The sequence below is a fragment of the Agrobacterium sp. RAC06 genome (assembly GCF_001713475.1).
GTDB lineage: Bacteria > Pseudomonadota > Alphaproteobacteria > Rhizobiales > Rhizobiaceae > Allorhizobium.
In genome coordinates this window covers 2,723,685-2,750,600 of record NZ_CP016499.1, presented here as the reverse complement: position 1 = coordinate 2,750,600, position 26,916 = coordinate 2,723,685, and the positions used below count along the sequence as shown (strand labels likewise).

Genomic DNA, 26,916 nt, shown 5'->3' with positions numbered 1-26,916 from the left:
GGCCTCGCCGTTCACATACTGTCCTAAACCACGGAGGCCGACCTGTGCCGGTGACCGCGTCATTGTGATTTCGGGCCAGCGCCCGATACCCGCGGCGTGCCGCGGTAGGTTTCGAGCAGAGTTGCGCGCTTCACTACACCTTCACCTGCCTGCCCTGCAAGCACGCAAGCATGGATAAACGCATTCTGGCCCATCTGCTCGTCCAATTCCGCCCCGGTGAGCAGGTGAAAGGCGGGAACTTCCGCCTCTGCCCCTGTTCCGAGGTGCCAGGCCTTTCGGGCCTGGTCGATCTTTCTCACGCCATCTGGCGCGGCATCCTGCGAATGGAAGACCGCGATGGCTTCTCCGCTGCGCACCGCCGCCTCGACCTTCGCCGCCCCGGTGATGAACTGGCCGGCCTTGCGGGCCATGTTCATCATCCCGATCAGCTGCGTGACCAGAAGCCGCTCGACGACGGACCCGAGTTCCGGATCCGCCTTCACATCCCGTTTCAGTGCCCTGGCGAAGAGCTTCTTCGCCACGGCCTTGTCGACGGCCTCGCGGCTGGGGCTGACCCAGCAGCCCCGGCCCGGGAGCGCCCGCTTCAGATCAGGGACCACGGTCCCGTCGGGTGCCGCCACGAAACGCAGAAGCGTCTCGGGCGATCCGCTTTCGCGGGTGACGATGCACATGCGTCCGTTCACGTCGGAGAGGTCGAAGTCGTCTTCGGCCTCTGTCGCGTCGGGCGTCTGCGCGCCCATCACGTTGCCTGCTCGGCTTCTTCGCCTTCGAGTACGCCTTCAGCTTCGACTTCGGCTTCGGCCGCGAGGTCTTCCTCGGTGATCCAGCCGGCTGCGAGGCGGGCCTGCACGATCATGGCTTCAGCTTCGGCGCGCGAGATGTCGAATTTCGAGAACAGGCCCTCGAACTTCTTGGTCTCGCCGTCCTTGCGCTCGCTCCAGCCGACCAGGTCGTCGGCAGCGCAGCCGGCGAAGTCCTCGACCGTCTTGATGCCGTCTTCGCCGAGCGCGACCATCATCTGCGAGGTCATGCCGTCGATCTGGCGCAGTTCGTCCGCAACGCCGAGTTCGCGGCGCTTCGCATCCATCTCTGCCTCGATCTTCTCGAGGTACTCACGGGCGCGGGTCTGGATTTCCTGCGCGGTGTCTTCGTCGAAGCCATCGATCGACGCAATTTCGTCGAGCTCGACATAGGCAACTTCTTCAACCGCAGCAAAACCTTCCGATGCCAGTACCTGGCCGACCATTTCATCAACGTCGAGCGCATCCATGAACAGGTTCGTACGCTCGTTGAATTCCTTCTGACGACGCTCGGATTCTTCCGCTTCCGTCATGATGTCGATATCCCAGCCGGTCAGCTGCGATGCCAGACGAACGTTCTGACCGCGACGGCCGATGGCCAGCGACAGCTGCTCGTCCGGAACCACGACTTCGATGCGCTCTGCATCTTCGTCGAGAACGACCTTGGCGACTTCAGCCGGCTGCAAGGCGTTGACGATGAAGGAGGCCGGATCCTGGCTCCACGGAATGATGTCGATCTTTTCACCCTGCAACTCGCCGACAACGGCCTGAACGCGCGAACCGCGCATACCGACGCAGGCGCCGACCGGATCGATCGAGCTATCGTTCGAAATCACGGCGATCTTGGCGCGCGAACCCGGGTCACGGGCAACCGACTTGATCTGGATGATGCCGTCGTAGATCTCAGGAACTTCCATGGTGAAGAGCTTCACCATGAACTGCGGATGGGTACGCGACAGGAAGATCTGCGGGCCACGCTGCTCGCGGCGAACATCGTAAACATAGGCGCGTACGCGGTCGCCGTAGCGGAAAGCTTCGCGCGGGATCATCTCGTCACGACGGATGATGCCTTCGCCACGGCCGAGATCGACGATTACGTTGCCGTATTCGACGCGCTTGACGGTGCCGTTCACGATCTCGCCGACGCGATCCTTGAATTCGTCGAACTGGCGGTCACGCTCGGCTTCGCGAACCTTCTGCACGATGACCTGCTTGGCCGACTGGGCGGCAATACGGCCGAAGTCCATTGGCGGCAGCGGATCGGCGATGAAGTCGCCGAGCTTGGCGTCGACATTGCGGTCACGGGCCAGTTCAAGTGCGATCTGGGTCGCGTAGTCCTCGACCTTCTCGACCACTTCCAGAAGGCGCTGCAGACGGATCTCGCCGGTCTTGGAGTTGATGTCGGCGCGGATGTTGGTTTCGCTGCCGTAGCGCGACCGGGCAGCCTTCTGAATCGCGTCGGCCATGGCGGCGAGCACGATTTCGCGGTCGATCACCTTTTCACGGGCGACGGCATCTGCGATCTGCAAGAGCTCGAGCCTGTTAGCACTGACTGCCATTGTCTTAGGTCTCCGTCTTCACGCCCGGGCATCGGCCTCGGGCTATAGGTCAAACGTTATTCTTCGCTGTCGTCTTCGTCGTTCTGGTTCGCGGCCTGCGCCTTGGCGAGCTTATCGGCTCGGAGCGCGTCACGGATCAGATCGTCCGTCAGAATGAGTTTGGCTTCAGCGAGGGTATTGAAGGGGATAACCACCTTCGGCTCTTCGCCATAGGCCACCTGATCGCGTTCCAGGGTAAAGCCGTCCTGGTTCACGTCGGTAATCTTGCCGCGGAAGCGCTTGCGGTTGTCGACCAGGATCGACGTCTCGCACTTCACGATATGGCCCTGCCAGCGGCTGAAATCCGACTTGCGAACCATCGGGCGGTCGATGCCCGGCGACGACACTTCCAGATGATACGCCTTGTCGACCGGATCCTCGACGTCGAGAACCGGGGAAACTGCCATCGATACGGCTTCGCAATCTTCGACGGTCATCGTGCCGTCGGTGCGTTCTGCCATGATCTGCAGTGTCATTCCGTTCTGGTTCATCATACGCACGCGAACCAGCTTGAAATCCATCGCGACGAGCACGGGCTCGATAATCTCTGCGATACGACGGTCAAGGCCCGTCTCGATGATGATCCGTGCTTCGCCGAGTTCCGGCTTCGGCATATCTTCGGACAATCGTTTTACTCCCGATTGGCTGTGATCGCCAATAAAAAAGAGCGGGTCCTTTCGGGCCCACCCTTCATCTGTCGATCAAGAATTTGAAGCTCATATAGCCGACCGCCCCGGCTTTTGCAAGCTTTTAGCCGAAGCGTGAAAACAAACTTGCCATCCATGCGTTGCGCAAGGCAAGGTTTGACCCGCCGCAGCTGTTTCCAAACATGGTTGTGGCCAGAGAAGTTCAAGACATGTCCACACACGAAAGCCGTTCCCCGCTCCTGCCGCTGCGCAACGAAGCCTATCGCCGGATCTGGCTTGCCAGCATCTCGTCCAATCTCGGCGGTCTGATCCAGGGTGTTGGTGCCGCCTGGATGATGGCCTCGATCTCGACCTCCGAAAACATGGTGGCGCTGGTTCAGGCCTCGAACACCGGCCCGATCATGCTCTTGTCCCTGATCGCCGGAGCCATCGCCGACAGCTTCGATCGACGCCGCGTCATGATCGCCGCCCAGCTCTTCATGATCGTGGTCTCGGCGCTTCTGACGCTGTTTGCCCTGCTTGATCTCATCACGCCCTGGGCGCTCCTCGCCTTCACCTTCCTCATCGGCTGCGGCACCGCGCTCAACAACCCGTCCTGGCAGGCCTCTGTCGGCGATATCGTCCCGCGCGCCGATCTGCCTGCCGCCGTCTCGCTCAACAGCATGGGCTTCAACATTACCCGCAGCGTTGGCCCGGCGATTGGCGGTGCAATCGTCGCCGCCGCAGGTGCGGCAGCCGCCTTTGCGGTCAACACGCTGTCCTACTTCGCCATTACCTATGCCCTCTTCCGCTGGCAGCCGAACATTCCGAAAAACCCGCTGCCACGCGAGCAGCTCGGCTCGGCGATCGGCGCCGGCCTGCGCTACGTCGCCATGTCACCCAATCTTGGCAAGGTGCTCTTCCGCGGCTTCGTCTTCGGTCTCACCGCGACCGCCATTCTTTCGCTTCTGCCGATTGTTGCTCGCGACCAGCTCTTGGGCGGTCCGCTCACCTTTGGTGGCCTGCTCGGTGCCTTCGGCCTCGGCGCCATCTTCGGCGCACTCGCCAACCAGCGCGCCCGGGAACTGCTGTCGAGTGAAGACATCGTCCGCGCCGCCTTCGCCGGCTTTGCCGTTGCCGCCGGCGTCACGGGCATCAGCACCTCGGTCTGGATCACGGCGCTTGCCCTGATGGTCGCTGGCGCCTGCTGGGTTCTGGCTCTCTCGCTGTTCAACACCGTCGTCCAGCTCTCGGCTCCCCGTTGGGTCGTCGGTCGGGCCCTCTCGCTCTATCAGACCGCGACCTTCGGCGGGATGGCAACGGGCAGCTGGCTCTGGGGCAGCGTCGCCGAAAGCTACGGGTCCGACCATGCGCTGGTGGCCTCAAGCCTTTTGATGATGGTCGGCGTCTTCATCGGCTTTTTCTTGCCAATGCCTGCCTTTGCGACCCTTGATCTCGATCCGCTGAACCGTTTCAACGAGCCGGCCCTCAAGCTCGACATCCGCCCGCGCAGCGGCCCGATCGTCATTCATGTCGATTTCGAGATCGCCGACGAAGACGTTCCAGAATTCCTGAGGATTATGGTCGAGCGCCGCCGCATCCGCCTGCGTGACGGCGCGCGAAACTGGACGCTGATGCGCGATTTGGAAAACCCTGACATCTGGACGGAAACCTATCACGTGCCGACATGGGTCGACTATGTCCGTCACAACCAGCGCCGCACCAAGGCCGATGCCGAGATCACCGACCGCCTGATCGAACTGCATCGCGGCGACAGGCCGCCCAAGGTCCACCGCATGATCGAGCGTCAGGCAATCCCACCGGCCGACGACGTCTTCCACCAGTCGCACATCGATCACCACTGATGGCGGGTCTCAGCGCAGCTTGGCCTTGAGGTCTGCACTCGGATAGCAGCTGGGTTTCATCCCGTTCTTCGCCTGCCATTCGCCGAGCGACCTCCGCGTCTTGAAACCGGGCAGGCCATCCACCTTGCCGACATCATAGCCTTGCGCCACCAGCGCCTGCTGCATGGCAAGCACATCCGAGCGCAGCATCTTGCCGACATCGCCCCAGGGCGCCTTGAACGCACCGCCACCGCTCGCAATCCGGTCAGCGAGATTGCCGATGAACAAGGCATAGAGGTCGGAATTGTTGTATTCCTTGAGCACGTAGAAATTCGGCGTCACCAGGAATTCCGGACCATAGGTGCCGGCCGGCACCAGCATCATCGCCGGCTGAGACGCCTCCGACGAAGGGAATGCTCGACCAGAAATCCGGGTCAGCCCGCCGCTTGCCCAGGCCGACACCGCCTTTGCTCTGTCCGGACCTTCCTGAGCACAGGAAACGCCGTCGGGAATGGTGATCTCGTAACCCCAGTCGCGACCCCTCTGCCAGCCGCTCTTCACCAGATAGTTGGCTATGGATGCCAATGTATCCGGCACCGAATTCCAGATGTCGCGCTTGCCGTCGCCGTCGAAATCGACGGCGTATTTCAGGTAGCTTCCCGGCATGAACTGCGGCTGTCCCAAAGCCCCCGCCCAGGAGCCCATAAGCTTCTCGGCACTGACATCCCCGCTTTCGACGATATGCAGCGCCGAAATCAGCTCCTGCTGAAACATCGGCCTGCGCGTCGACATGAAGGCCTTGGTCGCCAGCACGTCGATCGCCGGATGCGGCAGCTTTGCCCGGCCATAACCCGACTCGCGGCCCCAGATCGCAACGATGATCGAGCCGGGAACGCCATAGGTCGCCTCGACCTTGCGCAGTGTCGCCGCATGCTGACTTGCCAGGGTCCGACCGGTCGCGGCCAGTCCCTGAAGTCGCTTTTCGTTGAAATAGGAGGCTGGTGAGCTGAACTCTGCCTGGCTCTGCGTGCGCTCCCTAGGCGGCGCTGTGCCCGGAGGCACGAGATCAGGCAGGTCCCAGTTCAGCTGGACGTTCTGAAGCGTCCGGTCGAATATCTCCTTGCTGATCCCGCCTTCCTGAGCGGCGCGCCAAAGGTCGCTGGCGATCCATTGCCGGAACTGTGCCTCGACGGCGCTGCGCGACGCGGCGGCGGCCGACGAGGCGAAACTCCCGGCCAGAACCAGTGAAACGGTGGTCAGTATCAAGCGAAACGGCTTTCGAAGTCGTGCCATCGATCGTTCCTCCCGGAATACAGTCAGATTGCAGTGCGTGCCCTGATCGCCGCAGACAGTGTTCCCTCGTCCAGATAGTCGAGCTCGCCACCGACAGGTACGCCATGGGCAAGCCGCGTGATCTTCACATCAAGCCCTGTCAGGTGGTCGGTTATATAGTGTGCTGTGGTCTGCCCCTCGACGGTCGCATTAACAGCGATAATGATCTCGCGGACCCCGCCTTTCGCTACCCGGTCGATCAGCCCCTTGATGTTGAGATCATCAGGCCCGATCCCGTCGAGTGGCGACAACGTGCCCCCCAGCACGTGATAGGCGGCATTCATCGCGGCTGCGCGCTCCAGTGCCCAGAGGTCTGAGACGTCCTCGACGACGATGATGACAGACTGGTCGCGAGCGACGTCAGTGCAGACGGTGCACGGATCGACGGTGTCGACATTGCCGCAGCAGGAGCAGATTTTCACCTTGTCATAGGCCTCGCCCATGGCGTGACCTAAGGGGCCGAGAAGCTGATCCTTCTTCTTGATCAGATGCAGTGCTGCACGCCGTGCCGAGCGTGGTCCAAGCCCCGGGACTTTCGCCAGGAGTTGGATGAGTTTCTCGATTTCGGGGCCGGTGACTCGTTTTGCCATGGCGGCGTTTCTAGCCCATATAGACGCCAAACGGAATCGCCGAAGGAGCGCCCCAGATGAAAATCCTCGCCGTCTGCCTTGGTCGACCCGAGATCCTGCCGGGGAAGAAATACAAGACCGGCATCAACAAGCTCGCCATCCAGGGTCCGATCATGGTCGATGCCGAAGGCCTCGTCGGAGACGCCATCCTCAATCGCAAACACCATGGCGGCGTCGATCAGGCCGTCTATATCGAGGGCTCCATCGATCTCGACTGGTGGCAGGCCGAGCTCGGCCGCGATCTGCCCTATGGCACGTTCGGCGAGAACCTCGTGATCGAAGGCCTGGAAAGCGCCCAGTTGGGGGCCGGCGACAGGCTGGCGATCGGCGAAGTGCTTCTTGAAGTCACCTCCGCCCGCATGCCCTGCGCCACCTTCGCCGCCAAGATGGGCGATCCGACCATCGTCAAGCGCTACACCCGCGCAGCCCGCCCGGGCGCCTATGCACGCGTCCTTCTGGGTGGCATGGTCGAAGCCGGCCAGGCCGTAGAATTCACGCCCTGGAGCGGCGACCGCGTGACGATGCGCGAGATGATGGCGACCTTTGGCCGCAAGCTGAGCGAGACCGATCGCGCCCGTTATCTCGCCGCACCCGTCCACTACAAGGTCAGGGACGCGATCCGCGCCGGCGAGATGTGAGCCTCCGCCAAAGGTCGTAAAGCCGCCCGGCTTTACCCGCCCCATGCTTCTCGCCATCATGCCGCCCGCTTGGAGGAGCGATGGACCCGAGGAGAACAGAGCTGACCGCAGCCGATGGCGTGCGGCTGACCGGTCATTGGTGGCGATCCGCTGACGGAGCGCCTGTCGGGACCGTCATCGTCAATCCGGCAACTGGCGTCCAGGCCCGCTATTACCATCGCTATGCCGCCTACCTCGCGGCAAACGGCTTTTCCGTCCTCACCTATGATTATCGCGGTATAGGGCTCTCCCGTCCCGAAAGCCTTAAAGGATCGACCTTCACCTGGCGCCAATGGGGCGAGCAGGATTTCGATGCCGCGCTGCGCCAAGCGCTGCAGGAGGACAAGACGGGACGCGTCCTCGTCGTTGGCCACAGCATCGGCGGCTTCCTGCCGGGCTATTCGCCGGCAGTCGGGCGCGTCTCGGCCATGCTTTCGGTCGGCGGCCAGTATGGCTACTGGGGGGACTATCTGCCAGCACGACGCCTGCCGCTCTTTTTGAAATGGCATGTCGCGATGCCGGCCATTACCCTTGCACTCGGCCATTTTCCCGGCAAGCGCCTGGGTTGGCTGGAGGATTTGCCGAAAGGGGTCGCCTATGGCTGGGGGCTGCAGCAGGGCCGGGCGGAACAGGGCCTGTCGCGAGAGGCGGCCGAAGTCATGCGCGACCGGTTCGCCACCGCAGCCTGCCCGATCCTCAGTGTCGCCATGTCGGATGACGAGATCGCGACGCCGAAGGCAATAGATCGTGCGATGCGTTACTATCGCCGCGCGGCGGTGACCAAGGTGCTGCTCGCACCACAAGACCTCGGTTTTGACCGTATCGGTCACTTCGATCTCTTCCACGCCCGCCATGAGGGTGGCTTCTGGAATGAGAGCCTGGTGTTTCTACGCGAAGGGGAGAATCCTTGGGGTGATCGGGTCTATCGCTGACAGACCCGATCACCTTTTTCGAGCAGAATGAACTGCTTGATCAGAACGGGAACTTCATGCCCGGCGGCAGCGGAATGCCGGCGGTCAGTGCCGCCATCTTTTCCTGCGCCTGGGCTTCGCCCTTGTCCTTGGCATCCTTATGGGCGGCAACGATCAGGTCTTCGAGGATCTCGACATCGTCTTCCTTAAACAGTGACGGATCGATCTTGATGCTGCGCATCTCGCCCTTGCCGCTCAGGACAACGGTCACCATGCCGCCACCAGACTTGCCTTCGATTTCGAGTGCAGCAATCTCTTCCTGCATCTTCTCCATCTTGGACTGCATTTCCTTGACCTTGCCCATCATGCCCTTGATGTCGCGCATCGTCGTCTCCTTGGATTGTTGTCGTGTTCTGCGGCAAGGGCGTCAGCCCTAGAATTCGATGTCGTCGCCCGGCAGGATGTCGCCCTCGGCGGATTCGGCTGCTGCCGGCGGTGCCGCCACGATGTCGTCGTCCTCGATCGCAGCTGCCTTGATCCGCACGTCGGTCACCTTGGCGCCGGGAAAGCGTGCGAGGATCGCCGCGACATCCGGGTCCTGCCGCGCATCGACTAGCCGCGCTTCGCGCGTCGTCTTTTCGACTTCGACCAGAGTCGGCGCGCCCGCCTCGTTGGACAGCGTCACCCACCAGGTGATGCCGGTCCACTCGCTGAGCTTCATCTTCAGCTCGTTGACGATACCAGGCGGGCATTGCGATTCGAGGCGAATCTCCAGCCGGCCCGGCTCGATCTTCACAAGATGCACGAACTGACGAAGCTGAGCCCGCAACACGGGCGCCCGGTTCTTGGTGCAGAGATCAGCGATATCGTCGAGTGTCTCAACGCGAACGCCCGGGACCGGCGCTTCCTCGGCCTTGGCTTCCCGCCGCTCCATCGCTTGCGGCAGCGCATCACCAGCCGGCACACTCTGCAGATGCGCAACCGGTTGGCTCATTGCCGGGCGCGGGGCGCTATCCTGCGAGGGTTGGCCCACGGCCTGCACGCGCATCGCCATCGAGGCCCCACCGCCGCCGCCATTCGGCCGCGGCGCAGAAGGCGCGCGATCTCCGCCACCTTCACCATTCGACAATTCGAGCAGGCGTCGCGCAGCATCTTCGGGCGAGGGCAGATGGGCGGCATGCGCAAGCCGGATCAGCACCATCTCGGCAGCACCTGCCGGTCGCGACGAGGCCTCCGCTTCCGGGATGCCCTTGAGCAGCATCTGCCACATGCGCGACAGCGTCGTCACTGCCACGTTCTCTGCGAGGTCGGCGCCGCGCACGCGCTCGACTTCGGAAAGCGAGGGATCCTGTGCGGCTGAGGGAATGTATTTGAGCCGGGTCACCAGATGGGTGAAATCGGCAAGATCGGTCAGCACCACGGTCGGGTTGGCACCCGCCTCATACTGGCTGCCGAATTCGGAAAGGGCTGCTGCCACATCACCGCGCACGATATGGTCGAAAAGGTCGACGATACGGGCCCGGTCTGCAAGACCCAGCATGGAACGCACGGCATCGGCATGCACCACGCCGCTGCCGTGGGCGATCGCCTGGTCGAGCAGCGAGAGCCCGTCACGTGCCGAGCCTTCTGCAGCACGCGCAATCATCGCCAGCGCGTCTTCGTCCGCCTCGATGCCTTCCTTCGACGCAATGGTCGAAAACAGCCCGACAAGATCCCCCGCACTGATGCGGCGCAGGTCGAAGCGCTGGCAGCGGGAGAGCACGGTGATCGGGACCTTGCGGATTTCGGTCGTCGCGAAAATGAACTTCACATGCTCCGGCGGCTCTTCGAGCGTCTTCAGCAGCCCGTTGAAGGCCGCCGTCGACAGCATGTGCACTTCGTCGATGATGTAGACCTTGTAGCGCGCCGAAACCGGGCGGTAGCGCACCTGCTCGATGATCTCTCTGATATCGTCGATACCGGTATGCGATGCCGCATCCATCTCGATCACGTCGACATGCCGGCCTTCCATGATCGCCTGGCAATGTTCGCCGGGGACGCGAAGGTCGATCGTCGGCTTGTCGATCTCAGCGGTCTTGTAATTCAGTGCACGCGCCAGAATACGGGCCGTGGTCGTCTTGCCCACCCCGCGCACGCCGGTCAGCATATAGGCCTGGGCGATGCGGCCGGTTTCGAACGCATTTGTCAGCGTTCGTACCATCGGCTCCTGGCCGACCATCAGGTCCGTGAAATCCTTTGGGCGATATTTGCGGGCGAGAACGCGGTAGCCGCCGGGGGCGGGCTTGGCCTCTGCAGTCGGCTCGAAATCGCTCATCGCGTTGCCAGCTTCCCCGTCGCCCGGCTCCGGGCATGGCACGGCCCGTGTTGGAAACAAAGGCCGGAAATGAAGATGAGGTGGGAGGCTGGCACGATGACCCGTGCCGCGCTCGTTAGGGCTGCTTCCTTCCGGACCTGACCCGGTTGGCGAGTGGCTCGTCCACCACCAACCTCCCAAGGAGACATATCGGCAATAACGTCGCCAAATGCAAGCCAAGCGCCAAAAAAACTGCTAAGCAGGTTCCGGAAAAATGTCCTGCGGTTTTCCGATCAGAACCTGCGACAAAGCAAGATCGCCAGACAGCATTGCCTGGCATCAGAAAAAAACAAAGCGGAGAGAAACACCGTGCAGCCATTCACCCTGGATGAGCGTCTTGGCAGAGACAGCGAGTCGATCCTGAAACTCGGCCTTTGTGACCTGCGGCTTGCCCGGGATAGCCGCTGGCCTTGGCTGATTCTCGTCCCCCAGCGCCCGGATGTCTCGGAGATCTTCGACCTGACCCCGCTTGATCAGGCAATGCTGGCGTTCGAGCAGGTGACCGTGGGGACGGCTTTGAAGAAGGTGAGCGGTGCCGACAAGATCAACATCGCCGCCATCGGCAATATCGTGCGCCAGCTTCACGTCCATGTCGTCGCACGCAGCGAGAATGATCCCAATTGGCCCGGCCCCATCTGGGGCTTTGGCCAGTCTGTCCCCTATGAGGAAAAGGCCTTCGAGGCGATGAAGCACAGGATACTTGAAGCATTCCAATGAAGAACTCGATTTTCCTCAACCGTGCCCCCCATCTTGAACCCAGCGAACTTACGGCCTTTTCCGGCAACAAGCTCGACCGTGACAGCGAACATCGCGACGAGACCTCGCTTGAGCAGGCACTCAAGGTCGAGGGCATGCACATCCTCGCCTTCTCCGGCACTCAGCTCGTCTTGAAGCATGATGGCCAGGTTCTCGATCCGCTCTTTGCCCCTTACGAGCTCGCGGATCTCCAGCCGAACTTCGATGACGCCATTCTGCTCGGCCACCAGGCCTCTGGTGAGCCGCGTCTTGCAGTCCCCGTCAATGTTCCCCCGGAAGCGCTCGCCGCCCAATACAAGCCCGCCGACCCCCGTGCGCTTTTCCGCGATGCCCTGATCGGTGACGAACTGCTCGGCGAAGTCGCCCAGGCACTCAGCCTCCTGCGCTGGAACGCCGACAACAAGTTTTGCGGTCGCTGTGGCGGCACGATGGACATGCTCATCGGTGGCTACAAGCGCAAATGCACCGCCTGCAGCCACGAAATCTTCCCGCGCACCGATCCGGTCGCCATCATGCTGGTCGTCGATGAAAAGAAGGATCGCTGCCTGATGGGGCGGAGCCCGCGCTTTCCGGCAGGCATGTATTCCTCGCTCGCCGGTTTCGTCGAGCCTGGCGAAACGATCGAAAACGCCGTCCGTCGCGAAACACGCGAGGAATCCGGTATCACAGTCGGCCGCGTCCGCTATCACGCCTCACAGCCTTGGCCGATGCCGCACCAGCTGATGATCGGCTGCTACGGCGAGGCGATGAATTTCGACATCACCTTCGATACCGCCGAACTCGAAGACTGCCGCTGGTTCACCCGCGACGAGATTGGCCGGATGCTGTCGGAGGGTTCAGCCGATGGCAGGACCCTGCCGATCCACGGCACGATCGCCCGTCGTCTGATCGAGGATTGGTACGAGTGGCGGCACTGAGCAATTCCGGCCAAAGTGCGTAGCGGTTCTGCGGCCGGAATTGCGCGAAAACAAAAAATAGAGCGTTCCGGCGCTTCTTTTCGCCGGAACGCTCTATGCCGCCACCGTAGTGATCAGAGCTTGCCGCGCATCTCATGCGCCTTGTAGACGCCGAGGATGCGCACCTTCTCGGAGAAGAAGCGCAGTTCTTCCAGTGCCCGCTTGACCGGCGCATCGTCCGGGTGCCCCTCGATATCGGCATAGAACTGTGTGGCGATGAACTTGCCGCCGATCTGATAGCTTTCGAGCTTGGTCATGTTGACCCCGTTCGTCGCAAAACCGCCCATTGCCTTGTAGAGGGCTGCCGGAATGTTGCGCACGTTGAACACGAACGTCGTGATGAAGTGCTCGTCATCGCTCACGCGCTTCGGCTCGTCCTCGTCGCGGGATAGCACGACGAAGCGGGTGACGTTGTTTTCCGAATCCTCGACATTCTCAGCGATGATGTCGAGCCCGTAGAGCGGTGCCGCAAGCCGCGGCGCAAGGGCTGCCATCGTGCGGTCGCCCTTCTCCGAAACGAGCTTGGCAGCCCCCGCCGTATCGCCGGCGACGACTGCCTTCCAGCCATGGCTGCGGATGATCTTGCGGCATTGGCCGAGCGCATGGATATGGCTGTGAACGGTGCGGATCTCGTCCAGCTTGACGCCCGGCAGCACCATCAGCTGGAAGCGGATCGGCATGAAATACTCGCCGACGATATGCAGGCGCGACAGCGGCAGCAGGTAGTGGATGTCGGCGACGCGACCGGCGAGCGTATTTTCAATCGGGATCATCGCCAGATCCACTTCTCCCGTCTCCAGCGCCACGAAGGCATCCTCGAAGGTCGGGCAGGGCAGGGGCTCCATTTTGGGGAACATGTCGCGGCAGGCCATGTCGGAATTGGCGCCGTAGTCGCCCTGGAAGGAAATCTTGTTCGTCGGTGCCAAGGGATCAGTGTCCTGCGTTTGAGGAGGATGCGGAAAGGATGCGGCGTGCTTTTTCAAGGTCTGCGGGCGTGTCGACGCCGAGCGGCACGGTTTTCACGATCTGGGCATCGATCCGCATGCCCGCTTCCAGCGCCCTGAGCTGTTCGAGCGATTCCCGCTTTTCGAGCGTGGACGGGCGTAGAGTAACGAAGCGTTCGAGCGCGGCGCGCCGATAGGCGTAGAGCCCGATATGGTGGTAGAGCGGGCCGGCACCGTAGGGCGCGGTGGCACGCGTGAAATAGAGTGCACGCAACCTGTCCTCGGAAAGCGGCGAGCCGATTACCTTTACCACGTTCGGGTTCGTCTTCTCCTGCTCGTCCTCGATTTCGACGATGAGCGTTGCGATGTCGACTGCAGGATCTTCCAGTGGTTCAAGTGCCGCGCGGATGGTCTGCGCATCGATCGTCGGCAGATCGCCTTGAACGTTGATGACGATCTCGGCCACGCCATCGGGGTCTACCTTCGTCAGCGCCTCGAAAATGCGGTCGGAACCGGACTGGTGATCCCCACGGGTCATGACCACTTCGAAACCTGCGGCCTCAACGGCGTCGAAGACCCTCTGGTCGTCGACGGCGACGATGATTCGCCCGACCTCTGCCTCCTGAGCCCGTTTTGCGACCTGCACGATCATCGGCAGACCTGCTATGTCGGCCAGCGGCTTGTCCGGAAGACGGGTCGACGCCATGCGTGCCGGGATCAGGATCAAGGTTTTGGCAGCTCTGCCTTCATTCATGTCCATAACCCCTTCAAATCACCATACAGAAGTGTCAAATAGTCCCAGCCGCGGGACCATAATCGTGTTGCAAGTGTTATGCAAAAGACATAGGTTCCGCGCGATTTCAAGATCGTCCGGTTGCTCATCGGCCGGCTGCACGGGGAGCTTTGCAGATGAACTCTTATACCAACATGGGCGTGGGTGCCTTTCTCGGCACCGTCTTCGTCCTGATGTCTGTGTCCATCGCGTCGGAAGGGATATTCCATTCTGAAGCGCCTGAGCAGGAAGGCTTCGCCATCGTGGCCGAAGAGGCTGCTCCGACTGACGCAGCACCGGAAGTCGCTGCCACTCCCATCGCAGTCCTGCTGGCCAGCGCCGATGCAGCCGCGGGTGAATCTTCTTTCAAGAAGTGCGCGAGCTGTCACACCGTCGACAAGGGTGGCGCCAACAAGGTTGGCCCGAACCTCTATGGCCTTGTCGACCGTCCGATCGCCTCGCATGAAGGCTTCAGCTATTCGGCTGCCATCAAGGAATTTTCGCAGGGCGGCAGCGAGCTCTGGACCTGGGACCACCTGAACGAATTCCTCCTCGCTCCGAAGCAGCATATCCCCGGCACGTCGATGGGTTTCGCAGGCCTCAAGAAGGACGACGAACGCGCCAACGTGATCGTGTATCTGCACACCATGGCCGACAGCCCGGTTCCGCTGCCGTCGCCTGAAGCTGCTGCACCGGCTGAAGATGCTGCTGCGCCTGCTGACGCCGCTCCGGCAGATGCCGCTGCCGCACCTGCAGAGGCTCCGGCGGAAGCCGCTCCGGCCGACGCGGCGCCTGCGGCTCCAGCTGAGCCCGCGCCAGCTGCCCCGGCAGAGCCTGCTCCTGCACAGCCTGCAACGCCCTGATCGTCATAGCCCGCTGGCATTGACGCTACTGAGACACGCGCCCGGCCCTTGTGGTCGGGCGTTTGTTTTGTCAGCGTCAGAGCAGGAACAGCGCCCAAAGTGAAACGGTTGCCACGCCGGCAGCAGTCGAGAGGGTAATGACCGAGGCTGCCAGTCCCTGGCCCACACCGAAGCGGTTTGCAATCAGCCAGGCATTGATACCCGTCGGAACGGAAGAGGTCAGAACGAGTGCTGCCGTCCATTGCGGTGAGAGCCCAAGCAGCGTGGATGCGAGCCAGACCACGGCTGGCATCAAGCCGAGCTTCAGCAGCGAAATGCTGCCAGCAATTTTTATGTTTCCCGCCATCCCGTATTTGTTCAGCGTCATGCCGAGCGAGATCAGTGCTGCCGGTGCTGCCATGCCGGCTACCTGAGCGACGATGCCGTCGATCAGCGCCGGAACAGGGGTGCCTACAAGCTGCAGAAGGACCCCGCCGGCGAGGCCAATGATCAGCGGATTGCGCACAAGATTGCCGCCCACCTGTTTGGAAACAGCGATAATGCCTGTGGCATTGCGTCCTCCGCTTCTCTGCTCTGCCCGTTCCATCGCCAGAACACCGGCGATCATCATCAGCGGCAGGTGCACGGCGAGCAGGATCGACATGGCGACGATCCCTTCCGGTCCGACGGTGCGTTCGACAAGCGGCAGGCCGATGAAGACATTGTTGGCAAAGGCTGCGGAAACGCCCGCGAGCACGCCGACCTTTTGGTCACGTCCGAAGATGCGCGTTGCCAGAAGATGGCCAATGATCCAGGTGATCAGAACCCCGGAGAAATAGGCGATCCACAACCGAAACGGAGAGGCGCCGTGGAAGTCGGCATTGGCGATCGTCCGAAGCAGAAGGAGCGGCACCGCGACCTTGAACACGAAGTCGCCCAACCCGTCACCGATCTCCGCGGTCAGGATCTTCAACCGGACGAGCGCCCAGCCAAAGAGAATGAGAATGAAGATGGGAAGGACGTCCTGGGCAACGGTGGTCATGAAAATCGACTCGTCATGGCAAGAAAGCCCTTCTTAGGCTTCTTGCCGCGCCCGGCCAATCCATCAGAAACGACAAAAGCGGGCGGGAGCCTGCTTCGACGCCCGGTCACACCGGGGTGGGATCTGCCGCCAGTACATCCGTGGTCGGCTTTCCCGTACGGAACCGTTCATGTCCCGGTGGACTCCAGGGGAGATGGTCATCCACGGCGAGTTTGATACCCGCCCGATGTAACGACCAGATGACGTCGGTCTGCTTTTCCCTTCCCATCGGCGGAAAAACGGCTATGACCGTCAGGCCAAGCAAACGGAGCCCCGGACCTCATGAGCCAGTTCGATGTCCTGACGATCGGCAACGCCATCGTCGACATTATTTCTCGCTGCGACGACCAGTTTCTGATCGACAATGCCATTACCAAAAGCGCAATGAACCTGATCGACGCCGAGCGTGCCGAACGGCTCTACGGCATGATGGGGCCGGCTGTGGAAGCCTCCGGCGGCAGCGCCGGCAACACGGCGGCCGGTATCGCCAATTTCGGCGGCAAGGCTGCCTATTTCGGCAAGGTGGCAGAGGATCAGCTCGGTGAGATCTTCACCCATGACATCCGCGCCCAGGGCGTCCATTTCCAGACCCGTCCCCTGGGCAGCCAGCCACCGACGGCCCGCAGCATGATCTTCGTCACAGAAGACGGCGAGCGGTCGATGAACACTTATCTCGGCGCCTGCGTCGAGTTCGGCCCCGAGGATGTCGAGCCCGACGTCGTCGCCAAATCCAAGGTCACCTATTTTGAGGGTTATCTCTGGGATCCGCCGCGCGCCAAGCAGGCGATCCTCGACTGCGCCCGCATTGCCCACGAGGCGGGCCGGGAAATGTCGATGACGCTCTCCGACAGCTTCTGCGTCGGTCGCTACCGCGCCGAATTCCTTGACCTGATGCGCTCCGGCACGGTCGACATCGTCTTCGCCAACGAGCAGGAAGCCCTGTCTCTCTACGAAACGGACGATTTCGCTCACGCGCTTGATCTGATCTCGAAGGATTGCAAGCTGGCCGCCGTTACCATGGGCGATCAGGGTGCCGTCATCGTGAAGGGGGAGCAGCGCATCCGTGTCCCTGCCACCAAGGTCGAGACGGTGGTCGATACGACAGGTGCCGGCGATCTCTTCGCCTCCGGCTTCCTCTATGGCTACACCAATGGTCGAAGCTTCGAGGATTGCGGCCATCTTGGCTGCTATGCGGCTGGCATCGTCATCCAGCAGATCGGCCCCCGACCGATGATGTCGCTTGCGAAGGGCGCTTCGGCGATCGGCCTTATTTGAAGGCCTCGCCCGGGTAGGCGCCCCAGATCTCATTCTGCGAGATCCAGCCGTTGACGCCGCCGGCCTCGGCCTGACACCAATTGCCGTTGCACTCCTTGAGCCTGAGCACGACGCCGGGCTCGAGCTTGGCAATGATGGCTGCGGACGAGTTGGAATCGCGTCGCATCATGACGTAGACAGCGTCGCCGTTGCCGCGCATCCACGGGGCAGCAACCGCCGTACGTTCCCCGGTGAGCAGGGTCTGGTTCACCCAGCCCTCGGTTCCGTCGGCATCGCGGATCTGCCGCCAGTTTTCGTATTCGCGGATGATTTCGACCGGCAGTCCCGACTTCATGTAGCGCCAGGAGACGGCGTAGTCGGTGCTCGGACCGATACGCAGGTTCACCCTTTCGGCCTTCAGGCTGACGAACCGCGGCAGCGGCAGCCCGCTCGAACCCTTGGTCGTGGATTGGGCATGACCGGCGATCGGGCCGGCCACGAGAGACAGCGCAAGAACGCTGAATGCAATGCTGACGCGGCACAGATTATGAAACATGGTCATTCCGGGCTAAGCTGTGGAAATGAAGGGCTTTCTGACCACCCCGAGACGCGTCGCGCGTATCAGGGACAAATCCGCCGTCATCCGACGAGTTTTGTTTGTCTTCGCCGACGGGTTTGGTAGAAATTGCCTTCCTGAGAAGCGAAGTATCCCGCGACTTGGTTAACGAGTTCTGAAGAAGGCATCGATGCGGCCCATGACGAACAGGAAAAGACCCCAGGTCTATATCACGCGGAAACTGCCCGATGCCGTGGAAACGCGCATGCGCGAGCTCTTCGATGCGGAATTGAATGTCGATGACAAACCTCGCACGCGCGAAGAATTGATCGCCGCCGTCAAATCGGCAGACGTGCTTGTGCCGACCGTGACCGACCGAATCGATGCAACCCTGATTGCCGAAGCCGGCCCGCAACTGAAGCTCATCGCCAGCTTCTCGAACGGTACGGATCATATCGACATCGATGCCGCCGCGAAAAAGGGCATCACCGTCACCAACACGCCGAACGTTCTGACCGAAGACACGGCCGACATGACCATGGCGCTCATTCTCGCCGTGCCGCGCCGTCTCGTTCAAGGCGCGCGCGTGCTGATGGACAAGCCTGGCGAATGGGAGGGCTGGTCGCCCACCTGGATGCTCGGACGCCGAATCTGGGGCAAGCGCATCGGCATCATCGGCATGGGCCGCATCGGCACTGCCGTGGCCCGCCGTGCCAAGGCTTTCGGCCTGTCGATCCATTATCACAACCGCAAGCGGGTCAGTCCGGCGACCGAGGACGAGTTGGAGGCGACCTATTGGGACAGCCTCGACCAGATGCTCGCCCGCGTCGACATCGTTTCGGTCAACTGCCCTTCGACGCCGGCAACCTTTCACCTGCTCTCGGCCCGTCGCCTCGCCCTGCTGCAGCCGACAAGCTACGTCGTCAACACCGCCCGTGGCGACATCATCGACGAGGACGCGCTGGTCCAGGCATTACGTGCCGGCAAGATCGCCGGTGCGGGTCTCGACGTGTTCGAGAACGAGCCAGCAGTCAACCCGAAGTTGGTGAAGCTCGCCAACGAGGGCAAGGTGGTGCTCCTACCGCATACTGGTTCGGCGACGATCGAAGGCCGCATCGATATGGGCGACAAGGTCATCATCAATATCAGAACCTATTTCGACGGCCACCGCCCGCCGAACAGGGTGCTGCCGAACCGCAACTGAGCCGCGTCAGGTCAGTCGCTTCTGCATCTCGATATAGGTCGGGCGGTCATAGCCGGCATGGCTTCTCTCGGCGGTTCTGACGAACCCCCAGGCGCCGAACCGGTCATGGTTGCCGGTCAGTTCGATCCGGGTCTCTAGCCGCAGCGCCTGTTTGCCTAAGCGTTGGGCGATCGCCTCGCCCTCCGCCAGCAGACGTCCGCCGATCCCCTTGCCTTGCGCCTCTGCGGCAACCGCGAGTTTGCCGAGATAGAGAAAATCCGGTTCGGGACGCAGAAAGGCGCAGCCCACGAGGTTCGCGTCCATCTCTGCGATCAGTGCGATTTCGTCACGGGCCTTGTCCGTGAGGGAGGCGATGGTCAGGCGATGCGCGGAGGAGGGAGGGTCGATGACGCCGTCCATATAGGCGAAGGACGCCATGATCAGCGCCAGCAGTTCCTCGTACTGCGAATAGCTCGGATCAATCTGACGGATGACGATGCTCATGTTCCTGCCCGGCGTTTGTAGCGGATGGTATCGAAACGGGCCGCAAGCCCATCATACATCAACAGCCGTCCGACCAATTGCTCGCCGATCCCGGTGATCACCTTGATCGCCTCCATGGCCATCAGGGTGCCGATGACACCCGTTAGCGCGCCGATGACACCGGCTTCTGCACAGGCTGGGATCAAACCCTCTGGCGGCGGTTCGGGGAAGAGATCGGTATAGCGCGGATACGCTACCCCGTCCGGCCCGCTCTCATAGGGTTTCAACACTGTCACAGTTCCGTCGAAGCGCCCGACGGCCCCCGTTACCAGCGGCACCTTCGCAAGTTCCGCAGCATCCGCTGCCGCATAGCGCGTCGAGAAATTGTCGGAGCCGTCGATCAGCAGCGTGAAGCGGGAGAGATGATCCCGGGCGAATGCGGCGTCGAATCGCTCTTCGTAGGAAACCGTGCGGCAATGCGGATTGAGCCGTGCGATGGCCCGCGCCGCGCTCTCCGACTTCTTCTCCGAAAGCGTTCCCGTGTCGTGGATCACCTGCCGCTGGAGATTGGAGAGCGACACCCCGTCGTCATCAACGATTCCGAGCGTGCCGACGCCGGCCGCTGCCAGATACTGCAGCACTGGCGAGCCGAGCCCGCCAGCGCCGATCACCAGCACGCGTGCGGCTTTCAGCAGTTGCTGTCCATGGCCGCCGACTTCTGGCAGCAGTATATGGCGATGATAGCGGGAGAGTTCTTCGGGCGAGAGCGGGTCCATGGGCGCTACCTTGCCACCCGAACATGAAGATGAAAAGCGCGCTCACGCATCGATCTCACCGTCTGTCACCGTCACGAACTGCGCCCGGTCGCCCAGTGCAGAAAACATTGCCTTGTCCGTGCCCGTCATGAAAGCCTGGCCGCCGAGTGCATCGATGCGGGCAAAGAGCGATGCTCGCCGGCCCTCGTCAAGATGCGCGGCGATCTCGTCGAGCAGCAGGATCGGCGCAAAGCCCGTCATGGTCGCCACCAGCCGGGCATGGGCGAGTACGAGCCCGATCAGGAGAGCCTTCTGCTCCCCCGTCGAGCAGCGCTCGGCGTCCATGTCCTTTTCGATATGTCGGACCATGAGATCGGCGCGGTGCGGACCATCCAAAGTCCGGCCGGCTGCCGCATCCCGATGGCGGGATTGTGCGAGGATCTCGATGTAGCGTTCCTCGAATTCGAAGGCGGGTAGATCAGCCAGATCATCGAGAAAGCCGGTCAGGGCGAGGGAGGCCGATGGAAAGGCGGAGGTTTCCCTGTCCGCCTCGATCAGGCCGGAGAGCAATCCCAGCATCTCGCGCCGTGCGGCCGCCATGGCAACGCCCAGCGCTGCCATCTGCTGCTCGATGCCGGACAGCCAGGTCGGATCGAAGCGCCCTTCCGAAAGCAGCTTGTTGCGGCTGCGCATGGCGCGCTCGAAATCGCTGGCTCGTCGTCCATGCGCTGGGTCGAGGGAGAGGACCAACCGATCGAGGAAACGGCGTCTATCGGAAGAGGAGCCGGTGAACAACCCGTCCATGGCCGGCGTCAGCCAGAGGATGCGCAGGTGGTCGGTGAGTTCGTCGACCGACTTTGCCGGGCCGCCATTGATCCGGAGACGCCGGACGAGGTTGCCTTCCTCCGTGGTCTCTGTGCCGGTGCCGATATCGGCCTCGCCAGCCATGCCGTCAATGGCGGCAAAGACGGTGAAGCTTCCGGAGGCCCCAATACGCGGAATGTCAGAGAGCACCGCACGGCGCAGGCCACGCCCGGGCGAGAGGAAGGAGATCGCTTCCATGAAGTTGGTCTTGCCGGCCCCGTTGTCGCCGACCAGCACCACATGCCGTCCGTCCAGCGCAAGGCCTGCCTGCGCATAGTTGCGGAAGTCTGTGAGTTTGAGCCGCTGGATCTGTGTCTTCTGGGTCATCGGTCGGATTCGCTGTCGCCTTGAGCTAGGCCGAATGTGTCGTGAAGGCAAGGCGCAAGCGCGCTTTCTGGAACTTGCCGAGGTGTGCGGCGCTTGGCGACATGGAACTCTTTTTCAGACGCGTTAGTTTTACGTTATTGCCGCCGCTCTGGAGCCAGGCCATGTCTCTGCATTCCGATGATCTCACGCCCGAAGAAGCCCGACGCGACCACTGGGAGATGCTCGGCTTTCTTGCCCTCAACGCATCGCTCGGTGCAGCAATCGGTTTCCTGGTCGCTTTTGCCATCGTCTGGCTTGACCTCGGCGGCCTTGGCACCTCGCTCTCGCGCTCCAGCCACCCCGTGCTTCCGACGGTCATGATGGCCGTGCCGCTGGCGCTGATCTTTGCCGCAGCCGTGACCGCCTCTGCCGTCATGACCATGCCGTATCGCAAGAAGAAGCAGCGCTGATCCGATCCCTTCAGCGCCACGTTTGACGGGGCGTCCGTCTTGCGGCATCTAGGCCGCTTGAGAGACGATGGAGAAGATCATGGACACGCAGGACGAGCGCATCACGCGTCTGGAAGAGACCGTCGCCCATCAGACGCGGGTCATCGAGGAACTGTCGGACCAGCTGACCGAGCAATGGAAGGTGGTCGAACAGACCCGGGCCAAGCTGGATCGGCTCACGGAGCGCTTCCTGTCCCTGGAAGAGCAGGGCCTGGAAGCCCCGGCCATCACCCGCCCGCCGCATTACTGAGCGTCACGACCCGTCGTCGCAAAGCCGGTCAGCACGGCATCGACGATGTGTGCTATCTGATCGCGAGACGGGTTGAGCCGACCGGTCAGCAGCCGCTGCCAGCAGAAGCTCGAGAACAGTTCCATGACGAGTGGGATGTCGAGGCCGGAGCGGATATCACCGCGCGCCACGCCCCGCTCCAGGATCACGCCGCTTGCCCGGCAGCGCGTCACTGCGTAGTCGCGCAGCGCCTCCAGAGCCGCCGGATCGCTCTGTGCCTCGGCGATGATCGAGCGGAAGACCTCGCCGCCACTCCTCTGCCAGAAGCCGAGCAACGTCTCAAGAAAGGCGATCAGGTCGCCGCGTGCGTTTCCGGTATCAGGATAGAAGGTCTCGCCCTTCTGCCGGTGGTACACATCGAGAAGCAGCGCTGCCTTCGAAGGCCACCAGCGATAGATCGTCGGCTTTCCGGCCTTGGCCCGTCGTGCCACCGCTTCGATCGAGAAGGCTGACAACCCGCCCTCGCGCAGGATCTCGGCCGCTGCCGTCAGGATGGCGTCCTCGCTGGCCGGGTTCCGCTGCGCACCGATCGATGTACGCTTTGTGATGTCAGGTGCAGTTGTCGTCACAGTCTGTACTCCTCTGCCATTCCCCTACCAGAAAAATCTATTGAACGAAACGGCCCGTTTCAATATAAACGGAACGTACCGTTCTTATGGAGCCTCCCATGTCCACTTCGTCTGCATCCCGCCCAACACCGTCCAAGCATCGGCTTGCCCTGCTCATGCTGCTCGTCATCTATCCCTTCGTCACCGGCATTCTCTACGTCCTCATGCCGCTGACCGAAGGCTGGCCGATCTGGGCTCGCACGGCACTTCTGGCGCCGATCATGGTGCTGTCAATCGTCTATGGCATCGCACCCGCGATCCACAGGCACTTTGCCTGGTTCATCCTGCGCCAGCCGCGTCTGCTGGCCTGACCTCATGCAAAAGGGGCGGCCCCCCTTCAGACCGCCCCTTGCAAATCTTGTCTCTGACGATCGCTCGCTCAGTCGCTGAGCGTATCGAAGAAATCCTTCATCCGGGCAAAGAAGCCCGTCGATTCCGGGTTGTTTTCCTTCGACGACAGCTGTTCGAACTCCTGCAGCAGCTCGCGCTGACGCTTGGTCAGCTTCTGCGGCGTCTCGATCTGGATCTGAATGTAGAGGTCACCGACCTGCGTCGAGCGCAGAACCGGCATGCCCTTGCCCTTGAGGCGGAACTGCCTGCCGGGCTGGGTGCCCTCCGGAACCGTCACACGCGACTTAGTCCCATCCAGCGTCACCACGTCGAAGGTTCCGCCCAGTGCCGCCGTCGTCATCGAGATCGGCACGGAGCAATAGAGATCCGCCCCGTCACGCTGGAAGAACTCGTGCGGTTTCACCGACAGGAAGATGTAGAGATCGCCCGAAGGGCCACCGCGAAGTCCGGCTTCGCCTTCGCCCTGCAGGCGGATGCGCGTGCCGTCCTCGATACCAGAGGGAATGCTGACCGAAAGCGAACGCTCTTCGGTGATGCGGCCCTGGCCGTGGCACTTGCCGCAAGGGTCTGAGATCGTCTGGCCACGACCGTGACAGGTCGGGCAGGTGCGCTCGATCGAGAAGAAGCCCTGGGCCGCGCGTACGCGACCGGAGCCCTGACAGGTCGTGCAGGTCTTCGGCTGCGTTCCGGGCTTGGCGCCCGAACCCGTGCAGACATCGCAGGTGATAGAGGTCGGAACCCGGATCTGCGCAGTCTTGCCGGTAAAGGCCTCTTCGAGACTGATTTCCATGTTGTAGCGCAGGTCTGCACCACGTTCGCGACCGCCGGTCGATCGGGCACGCCCGCCGCGGCCGCCACCCATCATCTCGCCGAAGATGTCCTCGAATATGTCGGAGAAGCCGCCACCGGCAAATCCGCCGCCGCCGCCGCCAAAGCCGCCACCGCCCATGCCGCCCTGTTCGAAGGCGGCGTGGCCGAAGCGGTCATAGGCCGCACGCTTCTGCGGATCCTTCAGAGTTTCATAGGCCTCGTTGAGTTCCTTGAACTTCTTTTCCGCCTCATCGTCACCCGGGTTCTTGTCCGGGTGGTATTTCATGGCCAGCTTGCGGAAGGCGCTCTTCAGCTCCTTCTCGTCCGCCGTCCGGCCAACCCCGAGGGTCTCGTAGAAATCTGCTTTTGCCATGGTTTTACAAAGCTCTCAAAGCTTTCCCAACGCTCGTGTGGCTGCCCGTCGCCTTGCCGGCCTGCTTGTCACAGGCCTGCATGTCTTTCTGGAAGTCGGACGCAGCCAAGATCGCATCCTGCATCAGAAGCGTGCGTGCTTCGCCATTGCTAATCAGTCCGTCTGCGGACGTCACCGCCGCAAAGGCCAGCGAATGCGCAGCCATGTCGCAGGACGAGACTTCGCCACCGTTCTCACGCCTTTGAAGCGCCGATTCGATGATCTTGCCGAGATCGTTGCCGATGCGGGAAAGGGAATTGCTGTCCTTCGCGGAAATCGCCTTGGCCACCTTGGCCTCGGCGGCGCTCACCTGGCGGTGAACGGCGCTGACCTGTCCCCTGTCCTGTGCCACGGCACCAGTCGCCAGAATCAACGAAAATGCGGCTGGCCCGAAGGCCAGCCAGGTCTTGGAACGGCGTCCGAAGTGGCCCTGCATCAAGCCGACTTCTTCGCGTCTTCGTCCTTCACTTCTTCGTAGTCGGCGTCAACGACGTTGTCGTCCTTGCCACCATCTGCGTCGTCTGCACCGCCATCGGCCTGCTGGGACTCGTAGATGGCCTGGCCCAGCTTCATGGAAACTTCCATGAGGGTCTGGGTCTTGGCCTGGATGTCGTCTGCATCAGGCTCGGAGGCTTCGATGGCGCCCTTGAGGGCCGCAATCGCATCCTCGATCGCCTTGCGATCCGTTTCCGAAACCTTGTCGCCATACTCGCTGACCGACTTTTCGGTGGAGTGAATGAGGCTTTCAGCCTGGTTCTTGGCTTCGACGACGGCGCGACGCTTCTTGTCGGCCTCGGCATTGGCTTCGGCGTCCTTCACCATCTTCTCGATGTCGGCGTCGGAGAGACCACCGGAGGCCTGGATGCGGATCTGCTGTTCCTTGCCGGTGCCCTTGTCCTTGGCCGAAACCTGGACGATGCCGTTGGCGTCGATATCGAAGGTGACTTCGATCTGCGGAACGCCACGCGGCGACGGCGGCAGACCGACCAGGTCGAACTGGCCGAGCAGCTTGTTGTCCTGCGCCATTTCGCGCTCGCCCTGCGATACGCGGATGGTGACGGCCTGCTGGTTGTCTTCGGCGGTCGAGAAGGTCTGGCTCTTCTTCGTCGGGATCGTCGTGTTGCGATCGATCAGACGGGTGAAGACGCCACCGAGCGTTTCGATGCCGAGCGACAGCGGGGTTACGTCGAGCAGCAGCACGTCCTTGACGTCGCCCTGCAGAACGCCGGCCTGGATGGCGGCGCCAAGAGCAACCACTTCATCCGGGTTGACGCCCTTGTGCGGCTCCTTGCCGAACAGCTGCTTCACGACTTCCTGGACCTTTGGCATGCGGCTCATGCCGCCGACGAGAACGACTTCGTCGATATCGGCTGCAGAGACGCCGGCATCCTTGAGGGCTGCCTTGCACGGTGCAATCGTACGCTGGACGAGGTCGTCGACCAGGCTTTCGAACTTGGCGCGGGTCAGCTTCATCGTCAGGTGCTTCGGACCGGAGGCATCTGCCGTGATGAACGGCAGGTTGATTTCGGTCTGCTGCGAGGACGACAGCTCGATCTTGGCCTTTTCGGCGGCTTCCTTCAGGCGCTGCAGGGCCAGCTTGTCGCCCTTCAGGTCGATGCCCTGGTCCTTCTTGAACTCGGCTGCGAGATATTCGACGAGGCGCATGTCGAAGTCTTCACCGCCGAGGAAGGTGTCGCCATTGGTCGACTTCACTTCGAAGACGCCGTCGCCGATTTCCAGAACCGAGATATCGAAGGTACCACCACCCAGGTCGTAGACGGCGATGGTCTTGCCTTCCGTCTTGTCGAGACCATAGGCAAGTGCTGCAGCCGTCGGCTCGTTGATGATGCGCAGAACTTCAAGGCCGGCAATGCGGCCGGCATCCTTGGTGGCCTGGCGCTGCGCGTCGTTGAAGTATGCGGGAACGGTGATGACGGCCTTTTCGACCTTTTCGCCGAGATAGGCTTCTGCCGTTTCCTTCATCTTCTGCAGGATCATGGCAGAGATCTGCGACGGGGAATAACCCTTGCCCTGTGCTTCGACCCAGGCGTCGCCATTGTCACCCTTGACGATCTGGAACGGCACGAGGCCCTTATCCTTCTCGACGGTCGGATCTTCGTAGCGACGACCGATCAGACGCTTGACGGCGAACAGGGTGTTGGTCGGGTTGGTGACCGCCTGGCGCTTGGCCGGCTGGCCGACGAGGCGTTCGCCATCGTCCGAAAACGCCACCATGGACGGCGTGGTGCGTGCGCCTTCCGAATTCTCGATGACCTTTGCATCTTTGCCGTCCATGACGGCGACGCAGGAATTGGTCGTTCCAAGGTCGATACCGATTACTTTTGCCATGTCATATTCTCCTTGAAGCAGGCCGTCGGAACCCCAATCAGGCATTCCTGACAGCCCCTCGACGTG

Annotated in this window: 29 protein-coding genes and 1 other RNA gene; 11 read left to right on the top strand and 19 right to left on the bottom strand. The window is 62.0% G+C overall.

Annotated elements, in window-relative coordinates:
- Positions 1-59: 59 nt before the first annotated feature.
- The 3 genes from BSY240_RS13290 to rimP are packed head-to-tail and all read right to left on the bottom strand — an operon-like array spanning position 60 to position 3,012.
- A complete protein-coding gene (locus BSY240_RS13290; protein WP_069042624.1) occupies positions 60-740 on the bottom strand; it encodes an RNA-binding protein in 681 nt (226 codons plus the stop codon).
- Positions 740-2,359 (bottom strand): transcription termination factor NusA, encoded by a 1,620-nt coding sequence (gene nusA, locus BSY240_RS13285; RefSeq protein WP_069042623.1) that lies wholly within the window; start codon positions 2,357-2,359, stop codon positions 740-742. Before nusA ends, BSY240_RS13290 begins: the two co-directional genes overlap by 1 nt.
- A 56-nt stretch (positions 2,360-2,415) precedes the next feature.
- Positions 2,416-3,012, bottom strand: a complete 597-nt coding sequence (rimP, locus tag BSY240_RS13280) for a ribosome maturation factor RimP (RefSeq protein ID WP_069043975.1) — start codon at positions 3,010-3,012, stop codon at positions 2,416-2,418.
- A gap of 242 nt (positions 3,013-3,254) precedes the next feature.
- Between rimP and BSY240_RS13275 the strand changes: the two genes are divergently transcribed.
- Positions 3,255-4,889 carry an MFS transporter gene (locus tag BSY240_RS13275; protein ID WP_150127472.1) on the top strand — a complete coding sequence of 545 codons (1,635 nt, stop codon included), beginning with the start codon at positions 3,255-3,257 and terminating at the stop codon, positions 4,887-4,889.
- A gap of 9 nt (positions 4,890-4,898) precedes the next feature.
- Here the strand turns inward: BSY240_RS13275 and BSY240_RS13270 are convergent, their stop codons facing one another.
- Together BSY240_RS13270 and recR are read right to left on the bottom strand one after the other, a co-directional pair.
- Positions 4,899-6,161, bottom strand: coding sequence for a lytic murein transglycosylase (locus BSY240_RS13270; protein ID WP_150127471.1), 1,263 nt, complete (start codon positions 6,159-6,161; stop codon positions 4,899-4,901).
- A 23-nt stretch (positions 6,162-6,184) separates the two neighbouring features.
- Positions 6,185-6,790 carry a recombination mediator RecR gene (gene recR, locus BSY240_RS13265; protein WP_069042621.1) on the bottom strand — a complete coding sequence of 202 codons (606 nt, stop codon included), beginning with the start codon at positions 6,788-6,790 and terminating at the stop codon, positions 6,185-6,187.
- A 56-nt stretch (positions 6,791-6,846) separates the two neighbouring features.
- Between recR and BSY240_RS13260 the strand changes: the two genes are divergently transcribed.
- Together BSY240_RS13260 and BSY240_RS13255 are read left to right on the top strand one after the other, a co-directional pair.
- Positions 6,847-7,467: an MOSC domain-containing protein gene (locus BSY240_RS13260; protein WP_069042620.1), complete on the top strand. Its 621-nt coding sequence runs from the start codon at positions 6,847-6,849 to the stop codon at positions 7,465-7,467.
- An 80-nt stretch (positions 7,468-7,547) separates the two neighbouring features.
- Positions 7,548-8,438, top strand: a complete 891-nt coding sequence (locus tag BSY240_RS13255) for an alpha/beta hydrolase family protein (RefSeq protein ID WP_069042619.1) — start codon at positions 7,548-7,550, stop codon at positions 8,436-8,438.
- 40 nt (positions 8,439-8,478) lie between these two features.
- On the opposite strand, the gene BSY240_RS13250 is transcribed toward BSY240_RS13255, so the two are convergent.
- From BSY240_RS13250 to ffs, 3 genes are all read right to left on the bottom strand, one after another.
- Entirely contained in the window at positions 8,479-8,802 is a 324-nt protein-coding gene (locus BSY240_RS13250) for a YbaB/EbfC family nucleoid-associated protein (RefSeq protein ID WP_069042618.1), read from the bottom strand.
- Positions 8,803-8,850: 48 nt separating this feature from the next.
- Positions 8,851-10,731 (bottom strand): DNA polymerase III subunit gamma/tau, encoded by a 1,881-nt coding sequence (locus BSY240_RS13245; RefSeq protein WP_069042617.1) that lies wholly within the window; start codon positions 10,729-10,731, stop codon positions 8,851-8,853.
- 80 nt (positions 10,732-10,811) lie between these two features.
- Positions 10,812-10,908, bottom strand: an RNA gene (gene ffs / locus BSY240_RS13240) — signal recognition particle sRNA small type.
- 171 nt (positions 10,909-11,079) lie between these two features.
- Here ffs and BSY240_RS13235 point away from each other — a divergent pair.
- The gene (locus BSY240_RS13235) at positions 11,080-11,487 is read left to right on the top strand and encodes an HIT family protein (RefSeq protein ID WP_054149509.1); all 408 of its coding nucleotides are present in this window, start codon (positions 11,080-11,082) and stop codon (positions 11,485-11,487) included.
- Positions 11,484-12,443 carry an NAD(+) diphosphatase gene (nudC, locus tag BSY240_RS13230; protein ID WP_069042616.1) on the top strand — a complete coding sequence of 320 codons (960 nt, stop codon included), beginning with the start codon at positions 11,484-11,486 and terminating at the stop codon, positions 12,441-12,443. The genes BSY240_RS13235 and nudC overlap by 4 nt, the downstream gene beginning before the upstream one ends.
- Before the next feature lie 113 nt (positions 12,444-12,556).
- Here the strand turns inward: nudC and BSY240_RS13225 are convergent, their stop codons facing one another.
- Complete coding sequence (locus tag BSY240_RS13225) at positions 12,557-13,354, bottom strand: prephenate dehydratase (RefSeq protein ID WP_236759376.1); 798 nt, start codon at positions 13,352-13,354, stop codon at positions 12,557-12,559.
- Between the two features lie 58 nt (positions 13,355-13,412).
- The gene (locus BSY240_RS13220) at positions 13,413-14,180 is read right to left on the bottom strand and encodes a 3-deoxy-manno-octulosonate cytidylyltransferase (protein WP_069043973.1); all 768 of its coding nucleotides are present in this window, start codon (positions 14,178-14,180) and stop codon (positions 13,413-13,415) included.
- Between the two features lie 155 nt (positions 14,181-14,335).
- On the opposite strand from BSY240_RS13220, the gene BSY240_RS13215 reads away from it, so the two are divergent.
- A complete protein-coding gene (locus tag BSY240_RS13215) occupies positions 14,336-15,061 on the top strand; it encodes a c-type cytochrome (RefSeq protein WP_069042614.1) in 726 nt (241 codons plus the stop codon).
- A 76-nt stretch (positions 15,062-15,137) separates the two neighbouring features.
- Here BSY240_RS13215 and BSY240_RS13210 read toward each other — a convergent pair whose 3' ends face one another.
- Positions 15,138-16,082, bottom strand: a complete 945-nt coding sequence (locus tag BSY240_RS13210) for an AEC family transporter (protein ID WP_069042613.1) — start codon at positions 16,080-16,082, stop codon at positions 15,138-15,140.
- 321 nt (positions 16,083-16,403) lie between these two features.
- Between BSY240_RS13210 and BSY240_RS13205 the strand changes: the two genes are divergently transcribed.
- Positions 16,404-17,396 carry an adenosine kinase gene (locus tag BSY240_RS13205; RefSeq protein ID WP_054149397.1) on the top strand — a complete coding sequence of 331 codons (993 nt, stop codon included), beginning with the start codon at positions 16,404-16,406 and terminating at the stop codon, positions 17,394-17,396.
- Here BSY240_RS13205 and BSY240_RS13200 read toward each other — a convergent pair.
- The gene (locus tag BSY240_RS13200) at positions 17,389-17,931 is read right to left on the bottom strand and encodes an SH3 domain-containing protein (protein ID WP_150127470.1); all 543 of its coding nucleotides are present in this window, start codon (positions 17,929-17,931) and stop codon (positions 17,389-17,391) included. The genes BSY240_RS13205 and BSY240_RS13200 overlap by 8 nt on opposite strands.
- Before the next feature lie 199 nt (positions 17,932-18,130).
- Between BSY240_RS13200 and BSY240_RS13195 the strand changes: the two genes are divergently transcribed.
- On the top strand, positions 18,131-19,135 hold the full coding sequence (locus tag BSY240_RS13195) for a 2-hydroxyacid dehydrogenase (protein WP_054149512.1): 1,005 nt from the start codon (positions 18,131-18,133) through the stop codon (positions 19,133-19,135).
- A 6-nt stretch (positions 19,136-19,141) separates the two neighbouring features.
- Here the strand turns inward: BSY240_RS13195 and BSY240_RS13190 are convergent, their stop codons facing one another.
- The 3 genes from BSY240_RS13190 to recF are packed head-to-tail and all read right to left on the bottom strand — an operon-like array spanning position 19,142 to position 21,543.
- Positions 19,142-19,618 (bottom strand): GNAT family N-acetyltransferase, encoded by a 477-nt coding sequence (locus BSY240_RS13190; protein ID WP_069042612.1) that lies wholly within the window; start codon positions 19,616-19,618, stop codon positions 19,142-19,144.
- Positions 19,615-20,373: a molybdopterin-synthase adenylyltransferase MoeB gene (locus BSY240_RS13185; protein WP_069042611.1), complete on the bottom strand. Its 759-nt coding sequence runs from the start codon at positions 20,371-20,373 to the stop codon at positions 19,615-19,617. Before BSY240_RS13185 ends, BSY240_RS13190 begins: the two co-directional genes overlap by 4 nt.
- 42 nt (positions 20,374-20,415) lie before the next feature.
- Entirely contained in the window at positions 20,416-21,543 is a 1,128-nt protein-coding gene (gene recF / locus BSY240_RS13180) for a DNA replication/repair protein RecF (protein ID WP_054149401.1), read from the bottom strand.
- A gap of 161 nt (positions 21,544-21,704) precedes the next feature.
- On the opposite strand from recF, the gene BSY240_RS13175 reads away from it, so the two are divergent.
- Together BSY240_RS13175 and BSY240_RS13170 are read left to right on the top strand one after the other, a co-directional pair.
- The gene (locus BSY240_RS13175; protein WP_069042610.1) at positions 21,705-21,992 is read left to right on the top strand and encodes a hypothetical protein; all 288 of its coding nucleotides are present in this window, start codon (positions 21,705-21,707) and stop codon (positions 21,990-21,992) included.
- Between the two features lie 79 nt (positions 21,993-22,071).
- On the top strand, positions 22,072-22,281 hold the full coding sequence (locus tag BSY240_RS13170) for a SlyX family protein (protein ID WP_054149513.1): 210 nt from the start codon (positions 22,072-22,074) through the stop codon (positions 22,279-22,281).
- Here the strand turns inward: BSY240_RS13170 and BSY240_RS13165 are convergent.
- Entirely contained in the window at positions 22,275-22,889 is a 615-nt protein-coding gene (locus BSY240_RS13165; protein WP_069042609.1) for a TetR/AcrR family transcriptional regulator, read from the bottom strand. The genes BSY240_RS13170 and BSY240_RS13165 overlap by 7 nt on opposite strands.
- 98 nt (positions 22,890-22,987) lie before the next feature.
- On the opposite strand from BSY240_RS13165, the gene BSY240_RS13160 reads away from it, so the two are divergent.
- Positions 22,988-23,239 carry a hypothetical protein gene (locus BSY240_RS13160; RefSeq protein ID WP_236759253.1) on the top strand — a complete coding sequence of 84 codons (252 nt, stop codon included), beginning with the start codon at positions 22,988-22,990 and terminating at the stop codon, positions 23,237-23,239.
- A gap of 68 nt (positions 23,240-23,307) precedes the next feature.
- Here the strand turns inward: BSY240_RS13160 and dnaJ are convergent, their stop codons facing one another.
- The 3 genes from dnaJ to dnaK are packed head-to-tail and all read right to left on the bottom strand — an operon-like array spanning position 23,308 to position 26,850.
- Complete coding sequence (gene dnaJ / locus BSY240_RS13155; RefSeq protein WP_069042607.1) at positions 23,308-24,462, bottom strand: molecular chaperone DnaJ; 1,155 nt, start codon at positions 24,460-24,462, stop codon at positions 23,308-23,310.
- Positions 24,463-24,466: 4 nt separating this feature from the next.
- On the bottom strand, positions 24,467-24,937 hold the full coding sequence (locus BSY240_RS13150; RefSeq protein WP_054149406.1) for a hypothetical protein: 471 nt from the start codon (positions 24,935-24,937) through the stop codon (positions 24,467-24,469).
- Positions 24,937-26,850: a molecular chaperone DnaK gene (dnaK, locus tag BSY240_RS13145; protein WP_069042606.1), complete on the bottom strand. Its 1,914-nt coding sequence runs from the start codon at positions 26,848-26,850 to the stop codon at positions 24,937-24,939. The genes BSY240_RS13150 and dnaK overlap by 1 nt, the downstream gene beginning before the upstream one ends.
- Positions 26,851-26,916: the final 66 nt, after the last annotated feature.